The sequence below is a fragment of the Arsenophonus sp. aPb genome (assembly GCF_029873475.1).
GTDB lineage: Bacteria > Pseudomonadota > Gammaproteobacteria > Enterobacterales > Enterobacteriaceae > Arsenophonus.
The window spans coordinates 596,177-618,261 of record NZ_CP123499.1 but is presented as its reverse complement, the minus strand read 5'-3'; the positions used below and the strand labels follow the sequence as shown (position 1 = coordinate 618,261).

The 22,085-nt window shown below is 37.0% G+C and carries 22 protein-coding genes; 9 read left to right on the top strand and 13 right to left on the bottom strand.

The genetic code is table 11. From position 1 onward, the window contains the following. From uppS to rpsB, 6 genes are all read right to left on the bottom strand, one after another. Window positions 1–756: a polyprenyl diphosphate synthase gene (uppS, locus tag QE177_RS02640; RefSeq protein WP_280551206.1), complete on the bottom strand. Its 756-nt coding sequence runs from the start codon at window positions 754–756 to the stop codon at window positions 1–3. A 219-nt stretch (window positions 757–975) separates the two neighbouring features. After that, complete coding sequence (gene ispC / locus QE177_RS02635) at window positions 976–2,178, bottom strand: 1-deoxy-D-xylulose-5-phosphate reductoisomerase (RefSeq protein WP_280551205.1); 1,203 nt, start codon at window positions 2,176–2,178, stop codon at window positions 976–978. 149 nt (window positions 2,179–2,327) lie between these two features. Next, on the bottom strand, window positions 2,328–2,885 hold the full coding sequence (frr, locus tag QE177_RS02630; RefSeq protein ID WP_180560456.1) for a ribosome recycling factor: 558 nt from the start codon (window positions 2,883–2,885) through the stop codon (window positions 2,328–2,330). 118 nt (window positions 2,886–3,003) lie between these two features. After that, on the bottom strand, window positions 3,004–3,732 hold the full coding sequence (pyrH, locus tag QE177_RS02625) for a UMP kinase (protein WP_026822084.1): 729 nt from the start codon (window positions 3,730–3,732) through the stop codon (window positions 3,004–3,006). Window positions 3,733–4,024: 292 nt separating this feature from the next. Continuing rightward, a complete protein-coding gene (gene tsf, locus QE177_RS02620; protein WP_280551204.1) occupies window positions 4,025–4,876 on the bottom strand; it encodes a translation elongation factor Ts in 852 nt (283 codons plus the stop codon). 155 nt (window positions 4,877–5,031) lie between these two features. Continuing rightward, window positions 5,032–5,757 carry a 30S ribosomal protein S2 gene (rpsB, locus tag QE177_RS02615; RefSeq protein WP_280551203.1) on the bottom strand — a complete coding sequence of 242 codons (726 nt, stop codon included), beginning with the start codon at window positions 5,755–5,757 and terminating at the stop codon, window positions 5,032–5,034. Window positions 5,758–6,301: 544 nt separating this feature from the next. Here rpsB and map point away from each other — a divergent pair. From map to QE177_RS02595, 4 genes are all read left to right on the top strand, one after another. Further along, a complete protein-coding gene (gene map, locus QE177_RS02610) occupies window positions 6,302–7,099 on the top strand; it encodes a type I methionyl aminopeptidase (protein ID WP_280551202.1) in 798 nt (265 codons plus the stop codon). A gap of 134 nt (window positions 7,100–7,233) precedes the next feature. After that, window positions 7,234–9,897, top strand: coding sequence for a bifunctional uridylyltransferase/uridylyl-removing protein GlnD (glnD, locus tag QE177_RS02605; RefSeq protein WP_280551201.1), 2,664 nt, complete (start codon window positions 7,234–7,236; stop codon window positions 9,895–9,897). A 26-nt stretch (window positions 9,898–9,923) separates the two neighbouring features. Then, a complete protein-coding gene (dapD, locus tag QE177_RS02600) occupies window positions 9,924–10,748 on the top strand; it encodes a 2,3,4,5-tetrahydropyridine-2,6-dicarboxylate N-succinyltransferase (protein WP_280551200.1) in 825 nt (274 codons plus the stop codon). Window positions 10,749–10,846: 98 nt separating this feature from the next. Next, window positions 10,847–11,218, top strand: a complete 372-nt coding sequence (locus QE177_RS02595; RefSeq protein ID WP_280551199.1) for a DUF3461 family protein — start codon at window positions 10,847–10,849, stop codon at window positions 11,216–11,218. Window positions 11,219–11,315: 97 nt separating this feature from the next. Here QE177_RS02595 and truC read toward each other — a convergent pair whose 3' ends face one another. From truC to syd, 3 genes are all read right to left on the bottom strand, one after another. Continuing rightward, entirely contained in the window at window positions 11,316–12,071 is a 756-nt protein-coding gene (gene truC, locus QE177_RS02590) for a tRNA pseudouridine(65) synthase TruC (protein ID WP_280551198.1), read from the bottom strand. Next, window positions 12,064–12,405, bottom strand: coding sequence for a YqcC family protein (locus tag QE177_RS02585; protein ID WP_280551197.1), 342 nt, complete (start codon window positions 12,403–12,405; stop codon window positions 12,064–12,066). Before QE177_RS02585 ends, truC begins: the two co-directional genes overlap by 8 nt. Before the next feature lie 805 nt (window positions 12,406–13,210). After that, a complete protein-coding gene (gene syd, locus QE177_RS02580) occupies window positions 13,211–13,765 on the bottom strand; it encodes a SecY-interacting protein (RefSeq protein WP_280551196.1) in 555 nt (184 codons plus the stop codon). A gap of 186 nt (window positions 13,766–13,951) precedes the next feature. Between syd and queF the strand changes: the two genes are divergently transcribed. The 3 genes from queF to xni are packed head-to-tail and all read left to right on the top strand — an operon-like array spanning window position 13,952 to window position 16,963. Beyond that, a complete protein-coding gene (queF, locus tag QE177_RS02575) occupies window positions 13,952–14,797 on the top strand; it encodes an NADPH-dependent 7-cyano-7-deazaguanine reductase QueF (RefSeq protein WP_280551195.1) in 846 nt (281 codons plus the stop codon). A 10-nt stretch (window positions 14,798–14,807) separates the two neighbouring features. Next, window positions 14,808–16,178 carry a nucleotide 5'-monophosphate nucleosidase PpnN gene (gene ppnN / locus QE177_RS02570; protein ID WP_280551194.1) on the top strand — a complete coding sequence of 457 codons (1,371 nt, stop codon included), beginning with the start codon at window positions 14,808–14,810 and terminating at the stop codon, window positions 16,176–16,178. 29 nt (window positions 16,179–16,207) lie between these two features. Next, window positions 16,208–16,963: a flap endonuclease Xni gene (gene xni, locus QE177_RS02565; protein ID WP_280551193.1), complete on the top strand. Its 756-nt coding sequence runs from the start codon at window positions 16,208–16,210 to the stop codon at window positions 16,961–16,963. A 41-nt stretch (window positions 16,964–17,004) separates the two neighbouring features. Here the strand turns inward: xni and rlmM are convergent, their stop codons facing one another. From rlmM to QE177_RS02550, 3 genes are all read right to left on the bottom strand, one after another. Then, window positions 17,005–18,102, bottom strand: coding sequence for a 23S rRNA (cytidine(2498)-2'-O)-methyltransferase RlmM (gene rlmM / locus QE177_RS02560; RefSeq protein WP_280551192.1), 1,098 nt, complete (start codon window positions 18,100–18,102; stop codon window positions 17,005–17,007). Beyond that, window positions 18,095–18,475 (bottom strand): DUF423 domain-containing protein, encoded by a 381-nt coding sequence (locus tag QE177_RS02555; protein WP_180560478.1) that lies wholly within the window; start codon window positions 18,473–18,475, stop codon window positions 18,095–18,097. The genes rlmM and QE177_RS02555 overlap by 8 nt, the downstream gene beginning before the upstream one ends. Before the next feature lie 63 nt (window positions 18,476–18,538). Next, window positions 18,539–19,462, bottom strand: a complete 924-nt coding sequence (locus tag QE177_RS02550; protein ID WP_280551191.1) for a transcriptional regulator GcvA — start codon at window positions 19,460–19,462, stop codon at window positions 18,539–18,541. Window positions 19,463–19,967: 505 nt separating this feature from the next. Here QE177_RS02550 and QE177_RS02545 point away from each other — a divergent pair. Next, window positions 19,968–20,147, top strand: coding sequence for an aminotransferase class V-fold PLP-dependent enzyme (locus QE177_RS02545; protein ID WP_280551190.1), 180 nt, complete (start codon window positions 19,968–19,970; stop codon window positions 20,145–20,147). A gap of 72 nt (window positions 20,148–20,219) precedes the next feature. Beyond that, complete coding sequence (locus QE177_RS02540) at window positions 20,220–20,924, top strand: aminotransferase class V-fold PLP-dependent enzyme (protein WP_348519924.1); 705 nt, start codon at window positions 20,220–20,222, stop codon at window positions 20,922–20,924. Here the strand turns inward: QE177_RS02540 and tcdA are convergent. Continuing rightward, entirely contained in the window at window positions 20,908–21,720 is an 813-nt protein-coding gene (gene tcdA / locus QE177_RS02535) for a tRNA cyclic N6-threonylcarbamoyladenosine(37) synthase TcdA (RefSeq protein ID WP_280551189.1), read from the bottom strand. The two genes, QE177_RS02540 and tcdA, sit on opposite strands and share 17 nt — an antisense overlap. Between the last annotated feature and the right edge of the window lie 365 nt (window positions 21,721–22,085).

The following is a 22,085-nucleotide window of genomic DNA, read 5'->3' as shown; positions in this document are numbered from 1 at the left end:
CTATTCTTCATTGATATCATCAGGCTCAGTGTTACCAAAACGTCGTTCACGCTGATTAAAAGCCACAATTGCACTCTTGAAAGCTTCTTCATCAAAATCCGGCCAGAGCACATCGGTAAAATAAAATTCAGCATAAGCAATCTGCCATAAAAGAAAATTACTGATACGATATTCTCTCCCAGTTCTAATCACTAAATCAACGGTTGGTTGATCATGTAGACTAATAAATTCATTTACCCTATCTTCGTTAATATTTTCTGGTAATAATGAACCTGCTTTAACTTTTTCAGCAATAAGTCTTATTGCATTGGTAATGTCCCAACGACCACCATAGTTAGCGGCAATATTGAGCTGTAGTCCAGAATTATTTGCGGTTAATTCAACCGCGTGTTTAATACGGTTTTGTAATTTAGGTTTAAATCGACTGATATCACCAATAATAGTTAATTTAACATTATGAATATTTAAGTTTTTAACTTCATCATCTAGAAACCAAGTAAAAAGTTCCATCAGAGCACTAACCTCAGTTTCTGGTCGACTCCAATTTTCACTACTAAAGGCATAGAGTGTTAAAGACTGAATCTCATTTTCGATTGCAAATTTAACCGCTTTTTGCACCGCTTCTGTTCCTGCTCGATGCCCTTTGATTCTTAACTTTCCATGTAGTTTCGCCCAACGTCCATTACCATCCATAATAATAGCAACATGCCTCGGAATTCGTTGCTGTGAGCTATCATTATCATACATAAGTTTCATGCCAAAAGAGTTCCTTTACTATAAGCTAACATAACTATTGCACTTAATTATTTTGGATAATAAAAATATAATTACTTAAGATGAGGCAAACAATTTTCATATTTACTAAAAAGTTAATAGTTAGCTCTTTATTCATTTTTAATACCCTTAACTCATTATAATTTTATAAAAATTAAGCTGAGATAAATATAGAAACATTTAAGCATCTAAAATTATTTATTAATAGGATATTGCTAATGTTTCAATATAATTAATTGCCATTTGACGTGCTTCACTATCAATCGCTAAAACTGCATCAATGCTATCAGGTTCGGCTAAACTTAACCTTTCTACTATATCCAAATTAACTTGCGCAATATCTGTAAATCGAAGCTTTCCTGCCAAAAACGCAGCTACGGAAACTTCATTCGCAGCATTTAAAATTGTGGTTGCTGCTTGCCCATGATGACAAGCATCAATGGCTAATTTCAAACAAGGGTAACGCTGGTAATCTGGAGCAATAAAGGTTAATGAAGATAATTGGTTAAAATCAAGTGCAGCCGCACCTGAAGGAATACGATCTGGATAAGCCATACTATAAGAAATCGGTGTTCTCATATCAGGCGTACCTAATTGAGCGATCACACTCCCATCTTGATAGCGTACCATCGAATGAATAACAGATTGTGGATGAATGATAACTTCAATTTGCTCGGCTGAGGCATTAAAGAAATACCGTGCTTCAATATATTCAAGCCCTTTATTCATCATGGTTGCCGAATCAACCGAAATCTTACGCCCCATAGACCAATTAGGATGATTACAAGCCTCATTAGGCGTCATATTCTTAAGAGAAGCAAGGGCAATTTCACGGAAAGGGCCACCTGATCCAGTTAATACTATGCGCGTTATCCCATGTTGCTCAAGATTAGCAAAACCTAAATTACGCTGAATTTCAGTCGGTAAACTTTGAAATATCGCATTATGTTCACTATCAATCGGCAGTACCTGAGCCCCATATTTTTTGATGGCGTCGAAAAACAGTTGCCCACTCGTAATCAATGATTCTTTATTGGCTAATAAAATACGTTTACCTTGACGGATCGCAGCTAATGTTGGTATTAAACCAGCAATTCCAGTAATCGCTGACATAACTTGATCCGCATTATCCAGTGCAGCTAGTTCACAAACTCCCTTTTGGCCTGATAAAACTTCAGTTTTACATCCTTGTTTAATTAGCATGCTTCTTAGAACATTGGCTGATTTTTCGTCTGACATAGCAGCATATTGTGGCTGGAATTCTAAGCATTGCTGAACCATAGTAGCCACATTTTTATGTGCAACTAATGCGATAATTTCAAATTTTGCTGGATTTTCTTTGACTACTGATAGTGTCGTTTTACCAATTGAACCCGTCGAGCCTAAAATTGTCAGACGTATCATTGTGATATGTATGCTCTACTATTTAATTAAAAAGGATTATACCTAACTCAGCGATATAGCATAACATAAAAATGGAGCAATAAATTTAGCGATATAATAAAGCCATACTTACTTTTTATATAAAGCGTATGGCTTTATTATAAAAATGTTTAAAATTCCATCAATTCTTTTTCTTTTTGCTCCAGAGCTTCATCAACTTTTTTAATAAAATTATCGGTCAACTTCTGGATTTCATCTTGTGCACGACGTTCATCATCTTCACTAATTTCTTTATCTTTTAGTAAGGCCTTGATTTTATCATTTGCATCTCGTCGTGCATTACGAACAGAAACACGCCCTTGTTCAGCATCATTACGCACAACTTTAATCAAATCCTTACGTCGTTCTTCCGTCAACGGCGGTAAAGGCACCCGTATTATGGTTCCTGCTGAAGAAGGATTAAGACCCAGATCTGATGCCATAATGGCTTTTTCCACTGCCGGTGCTAACGTACGATCAAACACAGTAATGGCGAGAGTACGTGAATCCTCAGCTGTAATATTTGCTAACTGACGCAATGGCGTTGCAGCACCATAATATTCAACCACTATACCATCCAATAAACTTGGCGATGCACGGCCAGTACGAACTTTACTGATTTGACTTTTCAATGCTTCAACGCTTTTTTCCATACGTTCTTGAGCATCTTTTTTGATTTCATTAATCACATTTAAACCCTTAGCAACTGGTTATAAATATTTAGGCTATAACCGATAACCCAATTCAATTATTTTAACGATGCTGAGAATATCATACCGCTAAAAATCATTCGTGTCTCTCAAGAGATTAATCACGTGAGATTAACGTGCCTTCATTTTCACCCATCACAATCCGACGTAACGCACCGGGTTTATTCATGTTGAAAACGCGAATAGGTAAATTATGATCACGAGCCAGAGTAAATGCCGCCAAATCCATCACTTTTAATTCACGTTCTAATACGTCCTGATAAGTTAACTTATCGTAAAAAACCGCATCGGAACTCTTTGATGGGTCGGCAGAATAGACACCATCAACTTTGGTGGCTTTTAAAACAACATCTGCCTCAATTTCTATACCTCGTAAACAAGCCGCTGAGTCTGTTGTAAAAAAAGGATTTCCAGTGCCTGCCGAGAAAATAACAACTCTGCCATTACGAAGCAAACTAATAGCTTCAGCCCAACTATAATTGTCGCATACACCATTTAATGGTATTGCAGACATAAGCCTGGCGTTAACATATGCACGATGTAAAGCATCACGCATGGCTAATCCATTCATTACTGTCGCTAGCATTCCCATATGATCGCCAACGACACGATTCATCCCAGCCTCGGCTAGTCCTGCACCACGAAATAGGTTGCCACCACCAATAACGACACCAACCTGTATCGCTAACTCTACCAGCTCCTTAATTTCTTGCGCCATACGATCTAAAATGCTCGCATCAATACCAAAACCTTCTGAACCTTGTAGAGCTTCGCCACTAAGCTTAAGCAAGATACGTTGATATACGGGTTTTGCATTAGTTGCCATGGTGTTTCGTCCTGAGCAGATAAATTATTGAAGGTTTAAAATTCTTTGTTCAAAGTCTGAATGTAAAATAGTTGATTAGTTACTTTTCTTCATTTCTTTAGTAAAAAGATAATTTAGTTTAAATAATAACCCTAATTCGTTGAATTAAGCATATGCTGAATCAAATAATTTAGTGGCATATTTACACATAAATTATCATTGATAATGTATTATCAGACAGATAAAAAATAAATTATCAATATTAGATAAAACAGAACCGCCCATTGGCGGCTCTATTTATCAATTGGTATCATTATTTACTCATTGCCGCTACTTCAGCAGCGAAATCAGTTTCCACTTTTTCGATACCTTCACCAACTTCAAAACGGATAAAGTTAGTCACTTTTGCATTTTTCTCTTTTAATAACGCACCAACTGTTTTGCTTGGATCCATAACAAATTGTTGACCAGTTAAAGAGATCTCACCAGTAAATTTATTCATGCGGCCAGTGACCATTTTTTCCGCAATTTCACGCGGCTTACCAGATTGCATTGCGATATCTAATTGAATTTGATGTTCATGGGCAACAACATCGGCTGGCACATCTGCTGGTGTAACATATTCAGGTTTACTCGCCGCGATATGCATAGCAATATGTTTGACAAGCTCATTATCCGCACCTTCAGCAGAAACAAGAACCCCAATGCGAACACCATGTAAATAACAGCCGATTTTTTCACCTTCTAGGATCTCAACTCGGCGGATATTAATATTTTCACCAATCTTGGCAACGATTGCTGTACGTTGCTCTTCAAATTTTGCCTTCAATTCATCAATATTTGACAATTTATTTGCAACAACGGCTTGCAATACTTCATTACCGAATGAGATAAAACTCGCATCCTTAGCCACAAAATCCGTTTCACAATTCAACTCAAGCAACGCACCAAATTTACCATCGGCAGAAACTTCCGCCATGATCACACCTTCGGCAGCCACACGACCGGCTTTCTTAGCCGCTTTTGCTTGACCTGATTTACGCATATTATCGATAGCTAATTCAATATCCCCATTAGCTTCAACCAATGCTTTTTTGCATTCCATCATACCTGCGCCAGTACGTTCGCGCAGTTCTTTTACCAAAGCAGCGGTAATTCCAGACATGTGATTTATTCCTCAATCTATCTGATGGGAAATCATCCCATGCAGACAATTCTCATTCTGATAAGTAAAAAGGAGCCAATTAGGCCCCTATAACCAATATATTGTAATACCTGGTTTATAAGGGCTCTTCTGTGCTTAACGAAGAGCTGGCCTTATTATTCAGTCTCTATCATGTTTTCTTCTGGTTTAATCGCCTGATCCTGAGAACGACCTTCATGAACAGCTTTAGCAACAGCATCCAGATACAGCTTAACTGCCCGGATCGCATCATCATTACCAGGAATGATATAATCAACACCATCTGGATCAGAATTAGTATCAACAATCGCAAATACAGGGATACCTAAGTTGTTTGCTTCTTTAATTGCAATATGCTCATGTTCCGCATCAACAACAAATAAAGCGTCAGGCAAACCGCCCATCTCTTTAATACCACCCAAACTATTTTCTAGCTTGCTAAGCTCGCGGGTACGCATCAACGCTTCTTTTTTGGTCAATTTATCAAAAGTACCATCCTGAGATTGTGCTTCTAAATCTTTTAGGCGCTTAATAGACTGACGTACCGTTTTCCAGTTAGTCAGCATACCACCTAACCAACGATGATTAACGAAATACTGATCACAACCATTAGCCGCTTCTTTTATAGCTTCGCTTGCTGCGCGCTTAGTGCCAACAAACAGAATTTTGCCTTTTCGTGATGCAATTTTAGTCAATTCAGCTAATGCTTCATTGAACATTGGAACAGTTTTTTCCAAATTAATGATATGCACTTTGTTGCGCGCACCAAAGATGTAAGTTTTCATCTTTGGATTCCAGTAACGAGTTTGGTGACCAAAGTGAACGCCTGCCTGAAGCATATCGCGCATGGAAACAGTTGCCATTTAAACCTCTATAATTTAGTAAATTGGGGTTATGCCTCCACAGATCCCATTCCCCGACTCATTAGCTGTAGGGCTTCCTACATAAGAGCACCCCGGAAAATGTGCCGATCTGTGTGTGTTATAACACAGTTAAGTTTATGTTAGTGCCAATCTGCCTTTTCTACAGTGAAAATACGCAGAATGCCGGCGCGCTTTATACCATAAAATAAGATAAAACACCACCCATAGTTATATTTTTCTGCACTTAAGTCATTTAGCTGAATAAAATTCACTATGACAATATTTTATTGTGTGTTGTTGTTAATGCCATAATTTTTATAATTTTTTTCGCCGCTCACTAACAATAATTCAATTTAAAATAACCGAACATTACTTTTTGGCTATTTTCATATTTTAAAAAAAATTGATATGTTAAGTCGTTAGTTGGCATAACCGCGCTTCGCTGCTAACATAACCGTCAACATACATTATTTATATTTAATCAACATAATTGGCTGATAAGTGTTTTATTACTCACTTAGAACAGCATAAATAGGCAGAATTCATGGCTATCTCAATTAAAACGGAAGAAGATATTCAGAAAATGCGTATCGCCGGACATTTGGCAGCAGAAGTGTTAGAAATTATTGAACCTTACATAAGACCGGGCGTTTCCACCGGAGAACTTGATCGTATCTGTCACTCCCATATTGTCGAAAAACAGCAAGCTATTCCAGCCTGTTTAAATTACCATGGCTTCCCTAAGTCTATTTGTACCTCTGTTAACGATGTTATTTGCCATGGTATTCCGAGTGATGAAAAAATCTTAAAAGAAGGTGATATCATTAATATTGATGTTACCGTGATTAAAAATGGCTTCCATGGCGACACGTCCAAGATGTTCATTGTCGGTAAACCAACTATCCAAGGCGAACGGTTATGTAAGGTAACACAGGAAAGCCTTTATCTTGCCTTAAAAATGGTCAAACCGGGTATTCGTTTACGGACGATAGGTCAGGCAATTCAGAATTTTGTTGAACAACATCATTTTTCGGTTGTGCGTGAATATTGTGGCCATGGTATTGGTCAAGTTTTTCATGAAGAACCTCAAGTATTACATTACGATGCTGATGACGGCGGTGTAATACTGCAAAAAGGCATGACGTTTACTATCGAACCGATGGTAAATACCGGCGATCATCGTATTAGAACGATGAAAGATGGCTGGACAGTAAAAACAAAAGATCGAGGTTGGTCAGCACAATATGAACATACATTAGCTGTCACCGACGATGGGTGTGAAATTTTAACCTTGCGAAAAGAAGAAGAACCATTTATTTCGGCTATATTAGTGAATAAATAATTTTCTGCTTGGCCTCCATAATTTTGGAGGCTTTTATGTGAATGATATTGTTTTACTATTTTTTATTGTTTATTAATACCATTTATTAGCGATCTCATAATCAGATCTCCTGCAGCAATTTCGGTTACGCAACCATGATGAAAAGTAATCAACCTGTCCCGCTCATCCTTTCTCTTGATAAATTATCTCAAGAAGAGTTTACTTTACCTTTATTAAAACAACAGGTAGAGCGCTTGCAAAAATGGTTAGAACAATCTTTTAAACAGGGTGTTGCGGCCGCTGAACTTATTGCCATGCGTAGCCATTATCTTGATAAATTGTTACAGCGTCTTTGGCAGATTCATGGTTTTGCAGCAATTCCTCAATTATCTTTAATTGCAGTAGGCGGTTATGGTCGACAAGAATTACATCCGCTGTCAGATATAGACTTATTAATTTTAAGTCAGCATCCTTTAGCTACCACTATCACAGCTAAGATAGGTCAATTTATTACACTATTATGGGATTTAGGTTTCCAAATTGGTCATAGTGTACGTACATTAGAAGAGTGTTTACAAGCAGGACAGGCAGATCTGTCGATTGCAACTAATTTATTTGAATCAAGGTTAATTTGTGGCGATCAATCTCTGTTTCGAGCGTTACAGCAAGCCATATTTAGCGATGATTTTTGGCCATCTGATAAGTTTTTTGCCGCCAAACGTAATGAACAACACCTACGCCACCAACGTTATCACAGTACTAGTTACAATCTTGAGCCAGATATCAAAAGTAGCCCCGGCGGCTTACGTGACATTCATATATTGTTATGGATCGCTCGCAGACATTTTGGCACAACTACAATTGAGCAGACAGTTCATTTCGGCTTTCTAAACCCAGCAGAATATCGCGAGTTAAAAATATGTCTAAATTTTTTACTTCGTATCCGATTTGCGCTGCATTTAATAATCAAACGTTATGATAATCGCCTATTATTTGAACATCAATTAAATGTTGCCCACTTACTCGGTTATCAAGGTGAAGGCAATCAATCCGTTGAGCAAATGATGAAAGATTACTATCGTGCCACACGACGTGTCCGAGAACTCAATAGCATGCTGCTACAACTGTTTGATGAAGCTATTCTTAGCGAAAAAAACCTAACTGCACCACATAAACTTGATCATGACTTTCAACTTAGAGGAGATCTGATCGATCTGATTGACAGTACACTTTTCCAGCGTGAGCCCGCTGCCATATTACGGCTATTTTATCAAATGGCCGAACATATAAATATTCAAGGAATATACTCGGCTACGTTACGTCAATTACGGCTTGCTTGTCAAAAACTGGCTAAACCTCTGTGTGAAATCCCGCTTGCTCGTGAAATTTTTATTACTATTCTGCGCCATCCTAGAGCGGTAAAAGGTGCCATTGTTCCCATGCACTTACATGATGTACTCAGCGCTTACATGCCGGTTTGGCAAAATATAGTTGGACAAATGCAATTTGATCTTTTTCATGCTTACACCGTCGATGAACATACTATTCGCGTATTACAAAAACTTGATCAATTTGCTGATGAAAAAAATAATAGCCAACACCCTTTATGCGTTGCCATTTATGCTAAGCTTGCTCAGCCTGAAATTTTACGTCTGGCGGCTATGTTCCATGATATCGCTAAAGGTAGAAAAGAAGATCACTCTGAACTGGGCGCAAAAGATGCAAAGCAATTTGCCCTAGCCCACGGCCTCTCTGAGCATGATTCATCCTTAATTGCCTGGCTTGTACGTCAACATCTTTTGATGTCAGTGACCGCCCAACGGCGTGATATTCAAGATCCTGTGGTTATTAAACAATTTGCCAGTGAAATAAAATCAATAAACCGTCTAGATTATCTTCTGTGCCTGACTGTTGCCGATATATGCGCAACCAATAATACCTTATGGAATAGCTGGAAACAGAGTCTTTTAAAAGAGCTGTATCTGTTAACTAAAAATCAATTAAATCAAGGTACACAAGCAATACCTACTTTACGTCAACGTATCCAACTCCATCGCCTGCAAGCGTTAACCCAACTACGTGAAAAAAATATTGATGAAGGTGAACTGAAAAAATTATGGTCACGCTGCCATGCTGATTATTTTTTACGTCATAATCCACAGCAACTTGCCTGGCACGCCAGCGCTCTATTAAAACATAATTTAAATGAACCGCTAATATTGATCAGTACAATATCTATTCATGGTGGTACTGAAATTTTTATCTGGTGTCCAGATCGGCCTTCACTATTTGCCGCCGTTGCTGGAGAACTTGATAGACGAAATCTTAATATTCACAGCGCTCAAATCTTTACTAACAAAGATAATATGACGATGGATACTTTTGTGGTCTTAGATCCTAAAGGACAACCTCTGGCTAAAGATCGCTATGAAAATATTCGCCAAGCTTTATTAAAAGTTATTAAAACTTCAGATAGCAATACATTGAAAAGGCGTAACGTCCATCATAGATTTCGCCATTTTAATGTACCTACTAAAGTTCATTTTCTGCCCAATCAAAATGCTAGACGAACTTATATGGAACTTATTGCCCTCGATCAACCCGGATTATTGGCACAGATCGGTAATATATTTACTGAAATGGCCGTACTTTTACACGGAGCCAGAATCACAACGATTGGTGAAAGAGTTGAGGATTTGTTTGTACTTACTGATCAAAACAACCAAGCACTTGATCAAAATAGACAACAAAAGCTGGCAGAAAAATTAGCACAAACCCTGACTTCAATAAACAAAGAAAAAAGTAAACATGTTAAATAATAACAACCCAGAGGATGAGTAATTTTATGGAGCAACTTAAAACCATTATTGAAAATGCTTTTGAACATCGGGCAGAAATCACACCGGCGACGACCGATGTTCAATTAAGTGATGCAATCAATCAGGTTATAAACCAACTTGATAAAGGTCAGTTAAGAGTCGCTGATAAGATCGATGGACAATGGATAACTCATCAATGGCTAAAAAAAGCCGTGCTACTCTCTTTTCGTATCAATAATAATCGATTAATCGAAGGCGCAGAAAGCCGCTATTTTGACAAAGTAGCCATGAAATTTGCTGACTATGATCATGCCCGTTTTCAACAAGAAGGATTTAGAGTTGTTCCACCTGCAACGGCACGAAAAGGCGCGTATATCGCTCGAAATACCGTTTTAATGCCCTCCTATGTTAATATTGGTGCCTATATTGACGAAGGATCCATGATAGATACCTGGGCCACGGTTGGCTCATGTGCGCAAATCGGTAAAAATGTTCACTTATCCGGTGGTGTAGGTATTGGTGGTGTGCTAGAACCCTTACAAGCTAATCCAACCATTATCGAAGATAACTGTTTTATTGGTGCTCGCTCTGAAATTGTTGAGGGTGTGATTGTTGAAGAAGGCTCGGTTATTTCAATGGGGGTCTATATTGGCCAGAGTACCAAAATTTATGATAGGGAAACTGGTGAAATTCTCTATGGCCGAATTCCGGCCGGCTCTGTCGTCGTCGCAGGTAACTTACCGGCCCAAAATGGCAACTATAGCCTATATTGCGCGATTATTGTCAAAAAAGTCGATGAGAAAACCAGGAAGAAAGTTGGCATTAATGAATTACTAAGAACAATAGACTAAAAAATATCATAGCGGATTATTAGTTATCTATCCGCTTATTCTTATTATTATGCTAACCTATAATAATTGTTAAATAACCTTATTCCAGCAATAATAATATGTATGATAATCTAAAAAGTTTAGGTATTACTCAACCTAAAGATATCGATCACTACACCCTTCGCCAAGAAGCTAACCATGACATTCTAAAGATCTATTTTCGCAAAGATAAAGATGAACATTATGCTAAAAGCGTAAAATTCAAATATCCACTGCAACGAAAGCTGATTAATCTTGACAATAATCTCAAAGAAATCAATGAAATTAATCTCCACCTACAGGATGTGATCGAAGAATTAAATCAAATTTGTCAACATGACCAAACCAAACATGATTTAAAAAGTAAGATATTAAATGATTTATGTCATTTAGAATCTGTAGTAATAAGCAAAATTGCTGAAATTAAATCAGATTTAAAAAAGCTCTCCTGAAAAATCCACAGCTAGCTTATTTATGCTAATACTAACTGGCTGTTAAGCCAAATTACATTTCACTTAAACAAACTAGCATAACTATTAGTATTAAAATTTATACCTTCGATGAATGTTGACTCTCGAGTTCAGGCACAATACCTAACCAACCAAACTGTGATAACAAATGCATCCAAGCATCATCCCACTTTGCTATCAGCTGCAATTTATCACCTGTCATTGGATGCTTAAAAGATAAATAACTCGCATGTAACATTAAACGGCTGGTAGCAAAATGGTGTGCAACACCCCGATTTTGACGCAGATCGCCATGGGTAGTATCACCAATTATAGGGTGACGTATATGTGCCATATGACGTCTTAATTGATGCTTGCGACCCGTCTTCGGCTTCAGCGCTAACAGAGAGAAACGTGAAGTAGGATAACGACCTATCTCTATCGGACATTCAACTCTAGCCAATGGCAAATAATGAGTAATACACGATTGAGGTTGGCGTATTCTGCTAGCATATTTGTCAGCAATTTTATCTTTTTCCTCCTTCAGTGGATAGTCAATAATACCAGCTCCATTAATATAGCCCCGTACGATCGCGTGATACTTTTTTTCTACTGCATGGTGCTCAAATTGCTGCGCTAAAAGGCAGGCAACTTCACTAGAAAGCGCCATCAATAACACCCCTGAAGTTGGTTTATCTAAACGGTGAACAGGAAAAACATACTGACCAATTTGATCACGCACTGTTTGCATGACAAAACGAGTTTCATGACGATCAAGCCAACTCCGATGTACAAGCCATCCAGCGGGTTTGTGTATTGCTATCAAATGCTGATCCTGAAAAAGCACTTCAAGCATCCGTTATGTTACCTTGTGCAAAAATTTTATCTAACGCATGTAAATATGCCAATAATTGGCAATAGCGCCCATCTTGTTCTCTTTTATAGATTTCTTCAAAATAGGGAGTGATAGCGAATACGTTTGGTAAAGCAATATCTTGTTCAATAATCTTATAGAGTTTAGGTAATAGTACCCATTGCAACCATTCATGTGCCTCCATGGTGTCAATGGCAAAAGGCAAATGACTAGCAAAAGCTTCCGCTGGCGGCGGTGTATTACTCCAAAGATTAAGATTTTTCATTTCAGCTTCAATGAGACGAAGTTTTTCTATAACTAACAAATTAATATTCATTTCCTACACTATTATCATAAGTAAAAATAAATGAATCATAACATTATTAGCTATCAAACAAAAAAGCAGCCTGCGATATTAATTTTATTACGCATAAATAAATCTTAATAAAACGGCCAATCTATAAAATTTTAATCAATCAAAATACACTTATTAATTATGAATAACATTACTGACTTATAATGTTATATTTTTATTAGCGACTGAGACATTAAAATAATCTTTTGTAAAACTATCTTAACCATAAAAAAACCAGCCTATAAAATCGACTGGTTATATAATATGTAACGTTATTAAATAGAATATTATGCATCCTGCATCATCAGCATCCTGCTGAATAGATCTTCCTACTATTTACGAGGTAGTTATCTGTAAGCAATCATACTTATCATTCGTTATCCCTAACACTACCCTTCTTATTTCTCTATATTATTAAACATCTAATAATTTCAAAGTTAGAAAATAAACTTTCATTCACCACTTATTATTAGTAACAATCACTGAATCTAGTGCGTGCAATAAACTGCTGTTAGATTATTTCTACTTCTCGTTACGATTTATGGTTCATTTGATAAATGCTAACTTATCGGCGGGCATAAGAATGTCGGATTTATCTGAGGAACACAAGAATAGAAAAAATAGTTTTTAATCATTTTTTCTCGATAATTACAGAATATTTTTTTATCCTACTGAAATAAAAAAATATTTCATCTTGCCTCATGGTTTAAAAAGCAATAAACGCAGATATAACTTACATAATTTGTAAGCCATATCTCACAAAAAAAAAGTAAATATCTTAATTACATTACACTTCAATTACAGGAGTAAGTTGTTTTAAAAATTCAATCAGGTTACCAGCTAAGACGCTACGTATTGTTTGACCCAATGTTTCTAATATAACTTGGCCAGTGATATTATCTACAGAAATAATTTCAAATTCAGAATCTAAACTGCCAATAAAGAGAGTTGGGGTTAGTCTACGTCTTTTTTGCGTAATTAAATGTCCAATTAAGTTCTCTTGTAAACGAGTATAGTCTGTCATATTCCATACCTGAATTAAATCAAGTTGCCTACCTTGAAACCTTACTCGCATATCAGCCGCTAATTGCGTAGTATAAAATTGATGAATATTAGGGTAAAAATGGATATCCAACGCTTTTTCAACAGAATGTAACTTTTCATTTAGCATTGGAAAAGGTTTAGGTAACCAATAGATGACTTCATCTTTACTATATTCTATACAAGGTGAAGGGATGCTGTAAAAACTATTACTAGCCGGTAAACCACCTGTTTGTTGTTGCCAGTAAGCAATATAACGCTGGGTAAGTTCATTTAATGCCTGAGAAATCGTTGCTTCCATGGTCGATTATTCTCATTAGTGATGAATTAGAGAGATAAATCATTCTAATATATAAAAGTATCATTAGGTATTATTATCTATCTGTGCAATTTGTTGTTAAGCTATACATTAAACAACAAGCTTACTCTAATATATCGATTAAGCTAGCAACTATCTTACTGATTTTCTCTTTTAGGAAGGAACTCTATGCCAATTTATCAAGATAATGGCGAGCTACAACACCTAACGCTCGGAAAAAAAACCGAATATCAAGATAACTATGCACCCCATCTACTGCAGGCTGTTCCACGTCGCTTAAATCGACAACCCTTAGGATTATCATCAGATAAATTGCCTTTTCATGGCGCAGATATTTGGACGCTCTATGAGCTTTCGTGGCTAAACAGTCGAGGCGTTCCGCAAGTTGCTATCGGCCATGTTACCATTAATGCTAGTAGCGTAAATTTGATTGAATCTAAAAGTTTTAAGCTCTATCTAAATAGTTTCAATCAGACAAAATTTATCAGCTGGCAAGAAGTTGAAAAACAACTAACCCAAGATCTGACTGCATGCGCGGCAGGAGAAGTGACAGTAAAATTACAGCCACTCACCATTTTTACCAATCAAACTATTTATAATCTGCCTGGTGAATGTATTGATGAGCAAGAGATAGAAATTACTGATTATGAATTTAATCGTGATTATCTTAAAAATGCCACTGAGAGTATACAGGTAGAAGAAACATTAGTTAGTCATCTGCTAAAATCTAATTGCTTAATTACCAACCAACCTGACTGGGGCTCCATACAAATTCATTATTTTGGCCCTAAAATTGATAGAGAAAAACTACTCCGCTATTTAGTCTCTTTCAGACACCATAATGAATTTCATGAGCAATGTGTCGAGCGCATTTTCAATGATATTCTTCATTTATGTCAACCAAATAAGTTAAGCGTTTATGCCCGTTATACACGCCGTGGCGGGCTGGACATCAACCCTTGGCGTAGCAATGAGAATTTCCAGCCAACAATGATGCGATTAGCACGGCAGTAAGGAGTTTAAATTGATAACACATGTTAGCCCGCTAGGCTCAATGGATCTACTATCTCAAATTGAAGTTAGCATCCTTAAACGTACTGCCAGTAGCGATCTTTATCAACTATTTAGAAACTGCTCCTTAGCTGTGCTTAATTCAGGTAGTAAGACAGATAATAGTAAAGAATTAATCGCTAAATATCCCAATTTTGATATCAATGTTCTCCAGCGTGAGCGCGGTGTCAAACTGGAATTAATTAATCCGCCGGAAAAAGCTTTTGTTGATGGCAGAATTATCCGTTCACTACAAGCAAATTTATTTTCTGTGTTAAGAGATATTCTTTTTGTTCATGCCCAGATTATATCAGCAGAAAAACTGCTGGCATTAAGCCTGCATAATAGTATCAATATCACTAACATTATTTTTACCATTCTGCGTAATGCCCGAGTACTGCATCTTGATGAAGATCCAAATACCATTGTTTGCTGGGGAGGCCATTCAATAAATGAAATTGAATATCTTTATGCCCGCAAAGTCGGAAATGAATTAGGATTACGTGAATTAAATATCTGCACTGGCTGTGGCCCAGGCGCAATGGAGGCGCCAATGAAGGGCGCCGCGGTAGGCCATGCTCAGCAACGTTACAAAAATGGTCGTTTTCTTGGTTTAACTGAACCTTCCATTATTGCTGCTGAGCCGCCTAACCCTCTGGTTAATGAACTTGTTATTATGCCAGATATTGAAAAACGCCTTGAAGCATTTGTGCGAATAGCTCATGGTATCATTATTTTCCCAGGCGGTGCAGGCACTACAGAGGAACTACTTTATTTATTAGGCATTTTAATGGATCCTGCCAATAGTAATCAGGCATTACCATTAATACTCACTGGCCCCAAAGAAAGCCAAGCTTATTTTGACACCCTTAATGATTTTATTAAGCACACCCTTGGTGAACAGGCTGGTAATTATTATCAAATTATTATCGATAATCCAGAAGCTGTGGCCCGTGAAATGAAAAAACTGATGCCACAAGTCAAAGAAAGTCGTCTCAATAGCGGTGATGCCTATAGCTTTAATTGGTCAGTAAAAGTTAATTCAGAACTGCAAAAACCTTTTACGCCAACCCATGACAATATGGCAAAACTTAATCTATTTTGTGATCCGCAGCAACCGGAAAAATTGGCCGCTAACTTACGACGAGCCTTTTCTGGCATTGTTGCCGGTAATGTGAAAGAAGTTGGTATGAGAGAAATTGAAAAGCATGGCCCCTATAAACTCCATGGTGATGCCAAAATTATGGCGCATATGGATAAATTATTACGCGGATTTGTTAGTCAACATCGAATGAAACTACCTAGCAGTTCAGCCTATATACCCTGCTATGAAATAATCAAATAACTGACAAAACAAACTATGCACAAAACATTATGATCCACTTACTTATTGTTGATGCTTTAAATTTAATCAGACGTATTCATGCCGTTCAGGGAAGCCCTTGCGAACAAGCTTGTGTTTTAACCCTTCGCCAGCTGATTAACCATACTTTGCCAACCCATGCAGTAGCAATATTCGATAGCAAAGAACAACAGAAAAATAACTGGCGGCAACAACTTTTACCTCAATACAAAGCTGGCAGACAAGCAATGCCTGATGATCTTTATCAAGAAATAAACAATCTTGAAATTGCATTTAAGGCGCAAGGATTAGCTTGTTGGCATTCCATTGAAAATGAAGCAGACGATCTGGCGGCAACATTAGCAATTAAAGTGGCTACCGCTGGATATCGTGTCACCATCATTTCAACAGATAAAGGTTATTGTCAGCTACTCTCATCATCAATTTATATTCGTGATTATTTTCAAAAACGCTGGCTTGATTTATCCTTTGTTAACAAAGAATTTGGTGTTAAACCTGAACAGCTGCAAGATTATTGGGGACTAACTGGCATAAATAGCAGTAAAATCCCCGGTATAACGGGTATTGGCCCTAAAACTGCAGCAACCTTACTTCAGCAATATCCTACCTTAGAAGCTATTTTTGCTAATATCAATTCGTTACCTGAGAAATGGCGCAAACGAATTGAAGCGGGGCAAAAAATAGCTTTTATTAGCCGACAGGTAGCTTCTCTCAAAACGGATCTACAGTTAAATGGAAATTTACAACAACTAAGATTTATGCCATAACTCAATAAAAAATATAAATTTTATTGTTAATTACTTCTCTTTTAATCCCGTTCTGGTATAGAGGCTGACCAAATTCGTCTTACATGTACCGTGATCTCTTCACGATCATGGTAGAGTTGTTTTGCTTGAATTTGAGCATTAATACCATTTTCGATTAGGGTCAGTGATATTTTGTTCAAAATATGTGAAACTTCTTGATAACGTTTTTTCATTGGTAGCTTTAAATTAAATATTGCTTCTCGACACCATCCTTTTAACAACCAATCTGTTATCAAAGCAGCAACTTTTGCCGGTTTTTCAACCATATCACAAACCAACCAAGTAATATTCTTAGTGTGTGGAGTAAATTTAAAACCATCAATACGATGATGACGTACCTGACCTGTTTGCATTAAACTCTCCGCCATTGGGCCATTATCAACCGCATCAACCATCATACTGCGCTTCACTAATTGATATGTCCATCCACCTGGACAAGCACCTAGATCAACCGCCTTCATTCCCGATGCTATACGCTCTTCCCATTCATCATAAGGAATAAATAGATGAAATGCCTCTTCCAGTTTTAATGTTGAACGACTTGGAGCATTAGCTGGCAGTTTTAGCCGTGGGATCCCCATAAAGAAAGGTGAATTGTTTTTCGCATAAGAATAGCCGACATAACAACAGCCGGCCGCAATAAAAAATATATGGATAACCGGACGCTGATGGTTTTCTTTCAATAACAATATTTTTTGTTGGCGAAGCGCATGACGTAAAGGTACAGTAAATTTACGGCAAAATTTCAGTAGTTCTTTACTCTCATTGGTATCAGGCACTTCAACTCGCAATTCACCTGCTCGTTCAATGACACCTTGCAATAACGTAACAATCGGCGATACGCGATCGTTGGATGGCAAATCTTTCAATAAATTGCTAACAACCACCAGTTGACGAGCAAATATTAATGTAGCAAAAGGTATCTCTTTAGCCAAACGGTCTGCATCAGTAGCCTGATAGCATTCAAATAGAACATAACCACTATTATCTTTTACTTTTGCATAACCATAAACACCGATCTGCGTCGCCTTATCGGTAATTTCTGCCGCACACTCTTTTTCAAATCCTGAACGACAATATAAAATAACATTATTATTCATGACGTATTATTGGATTCCTAAGCCGAGTTGCACCAATAACAATCAATATCCAGCCAATCAAAAAACAAAAACCGCCTACTGGTGTCAAATGAGCAAAATATTTTACTTGTAATAGTGCCATACAGTAAAAACTACCACTAAACAATAAAATGCCTATACTGAAGAAAATACCTCCCCAGTAAAACCATAATATGACTTTACGTAATAAGATAGCACCTAATATCATAAGTACTAAAGTATGCATTGATTGATAGCGTAAACCAATACAAATCCATTCTCTTTGATCATGGTTTAGTAGAGGTGATAATAAATGTGAACCTATTGCGCCAAATGCAACGCAAAAAAATCCACTAATTCCTGCAAATATCAACATTAAACGAGCATTCACGTTAATATCCTTTCCCTTTTAAATTAATTATTTTACTTGTCATATAGTTTACGACTCACCGGTAACAAATCCCCATTTTTGTTGCTCGCTAGCTGCTTTTGCAAGGATCCATTGACGAAATGCAGCAATCTTACCTAACTCCGCTTGATTATCATGACAAACTAAGTAGAAAGCTTTTTTACTGACTAAAACATCATTAAACGGACATACCAAACGACCTGAGTCAAGTTCATTTTTTGTCATAACATTATTAATCAATGCAATACCTTGACCATGAATGGCGGCTTGAATAACCATAGCACTATGACTGAAAATGGGTCCTTGTTCTACATTAATAATGTCTTGTAATAATAATTGACGTGCATAAGCTTGCCAATCACGCCGAGAAGAATCATGTAGCAATGTATGATGAATCAAATCTTGCGGTTTTTTCAATGGATAACGCCCCGCTAATAAGGCTGGCGCACAAACTGGTATTAAGTATTCCGCATACAAACGATCTGTTTTTAAGCCTGGCCAATTACCATAACCATAAAAGATAGCCACATCAACATCATCGGCCATTTTATCTCCTTCATGATCAACAGCCTGAATACGCACATCAATATCAGGATAAGCATGATTAAAACTCGATAAACGCGGCACTAACCATTGAATAGCAAAACTCGGTAATAAACTGACGGTTAATGCTCCCTTTGCCCTGAGTGCCTGTAGTTTCCGAGTAGCTTCACGTAATGAAGAAAAAATTTCTTTAATATCTAAATAATAATTTTGTCCTTCTTCAGTCAATAATAATGAACGATTACGCCGACGAAATAATTTCAAACCTAAGAAATTTTCTAAACCTTTTATTTGATGACTTATTGCAGCCTGGGTAACATAAAGTTCCTCTGCTGCTTTAGTAAAACTTAAATGACGTGCTGCAGCATCAAATACCCTTAATGCATTAAGAGGAGGCATACATTTTGACATGATCGCGTCTTACTCATCCTTATATATCCATTAGTTTTTATAATCTGAAGCATTATAAATTGTCCATTGTAGATAAACCAGTATATGTCTATAGTAAGACTGCTTCCTAGGCCTGAATGAATCGCTAAGTAGTTAATTTATTTAAAATTCTTGGCTTTATGGATGTGATGTTGTGTTTGCAAATTATCTGGTTTTTCCAGGTTGGGTAGTTAATACTACTATTTTCACTCCTATACATTTACCTTGTCTGTCCATAGTAATTTTATCGCGCCGCACTTATCGCGGCGTTTTTTTATATACTTTAAATAAATATCTTTCTCATCGCCGAATATAATCGGATGATATACTTATAATACAGATAGAATAGATATTATTAATCAAGACTAGTACTATTTTTCTAATTTAAGCAAATATAACAGACCTTGTGAGAAAGATCATTTCTGGCATGGTTAAATTGCAATAATTAGACATAGAGATCCTAAATATTCTGATTACCGTGCTTTTCATGACAACAACATTTTCTATAGCACAATTTCGCCAATATTTTCCTGCAATCCAAGACAAAACTATTTTTCTAGACAGTGCGGCGACTGCCTTCAAACTCAATAAGTTGTTCGCGGCGACCGTTGATTACTATCAACATATTAATACCTATGTTCATCGCGACCAATATCCTACCGCATAAACAGCAACGTATATTTATGAACAAACTCGCAAGAAAGTAGCGAAACTGATTAATGCTAATCAAACCTAGGAAATTATTTGGACAAAAGATAGTACTAAATTAATTAATTTTATTATTCAAGGCTATTTTCGCTCTCGCCTCCAACCCTATGACAAAATAACAGTTAGCGAAATTGGACATCATGCCAATTTGATCCCATGGTTGATCGTGGCTGAACAGGCTGATACTAAAATAGTTAAATGGCCCTTAGAAGAGACAAAACAACTTTCGATTAAACACCCAACAGCGCTTATTAATACAAGAGCACGGATCATTGTGATTAGCCAAATGTCGAATGTTAACGGTGAACAACCCGATATTCAGGCTATCACTAAATTAGTGCATCAACATAATATTTTAGTCGTGGCTGATAGTGCACAAGGCATTGTGCATCGTGGTCTTGAGGTGCAAGCTTTAGACATTGATTTCTATGTATTCTCAGCCCATAAACTGTATGGCCCAACAGGATTAGGTATCTGTGATGGAAAAATCGCACTGTTAGCAGAGATAGCTCCTTGCAAGGGGGGGAAAATATTAACCAAAGCTAATTTTTCCCATTTTACCGCAGAAGCCATTCTTTATGGATTTGAAGCAGGCAAGCCAAATATTGCCAGAGTGTTGGCGTTTAACGCGGTTATAGACTGGATGAAAGCCATTAATTGGCAACAGGCTGAAAATTACGCTATTACCTTAACGGATTATACTGAATTAACAAATTATTTCATCCTCTTTCACTAGCTATCATTTTACGCTGTAATTTTTTTAAGACATGCGAAACAGCAACAAAACCAAAACTCGCTGTTACCATTGTTGCTGCGCCAAAACCAGCGGCGCAATCCATACGCATTGTCCCTTCCACATTACTTTTAGTCGTACAAACTGTTCCATCACTTTGTGGGTAAACTAACTGTTCGGTCGAAAAGACACAATCAATACCTAATTTACCTTTGCTATTTTTGACTATTTTAAAATCACTTTTTAATCTTTCACGTAATTTGGCAGCTAAGGGATCATGGATCGTTTTCGCTAAATCTTTAACTTGGATCTGTGTAGGATCAATTTGCCCACCAGCTCCTCCAGTGGTGACAATGGGTATTTTATAACGACGACAATAAGCCAATAAAGCAGCTTTAGGCCGTATGCTATCGATAGCATCAATCACATAATCAAATTGCATAGATATCAGCTCAGTAAGATTCGTGGCCGAGACAAAATCATCAACTATATTAACTTGACATTCAGGGTTAATTTGCAAGATACGTGATTTCATGACTTCAACTTTTGGTTGACCAATATTTTCGCTTAATGCATGCAATTGTCGATTAGTATTTGTCACACAAACATCATCCATATCAATCAGCGTAATCGTACCGATCCCTGTTCTTGCTAATGCTTCCGCAGCCCATGAACCTACGCCACCAATACCAACAACACAGATGTGAGAGCGAGCAAAAAGCATTAAGGCTTTTTGACCATAGAGGCGGCCGATACCAGCGAAGCGCCGCAGCCAAGCTTCTGAAAGGAGTAATTGCATGTTTAACCTTAGTTAACAAAAATAGCGTGTTCACCAATAATAAAAAATTAATTTATTAATTCAAATCCTGATTATATCTATTATGATAATAAAATCGACTCGTTATCTATTTATCGGCATGGCATAATAACCGATTGAGTAATAACGATTAACTCATACTATCTGTCTCATACTTATCAGTTTAATTGAATCTCATTCTGGATATTTAAATTAGCAATAAATTACCCCCTTACCCAATCGACAAGGTAATTTTTAATAAAATATTTTACTGATTTAAGATAATAATTAAATAACTACTTTTACATTACCATTAAAAAAATAATGTATTTATTTTGTTGATGGCTTATTTAGCTATCGATTTTTGC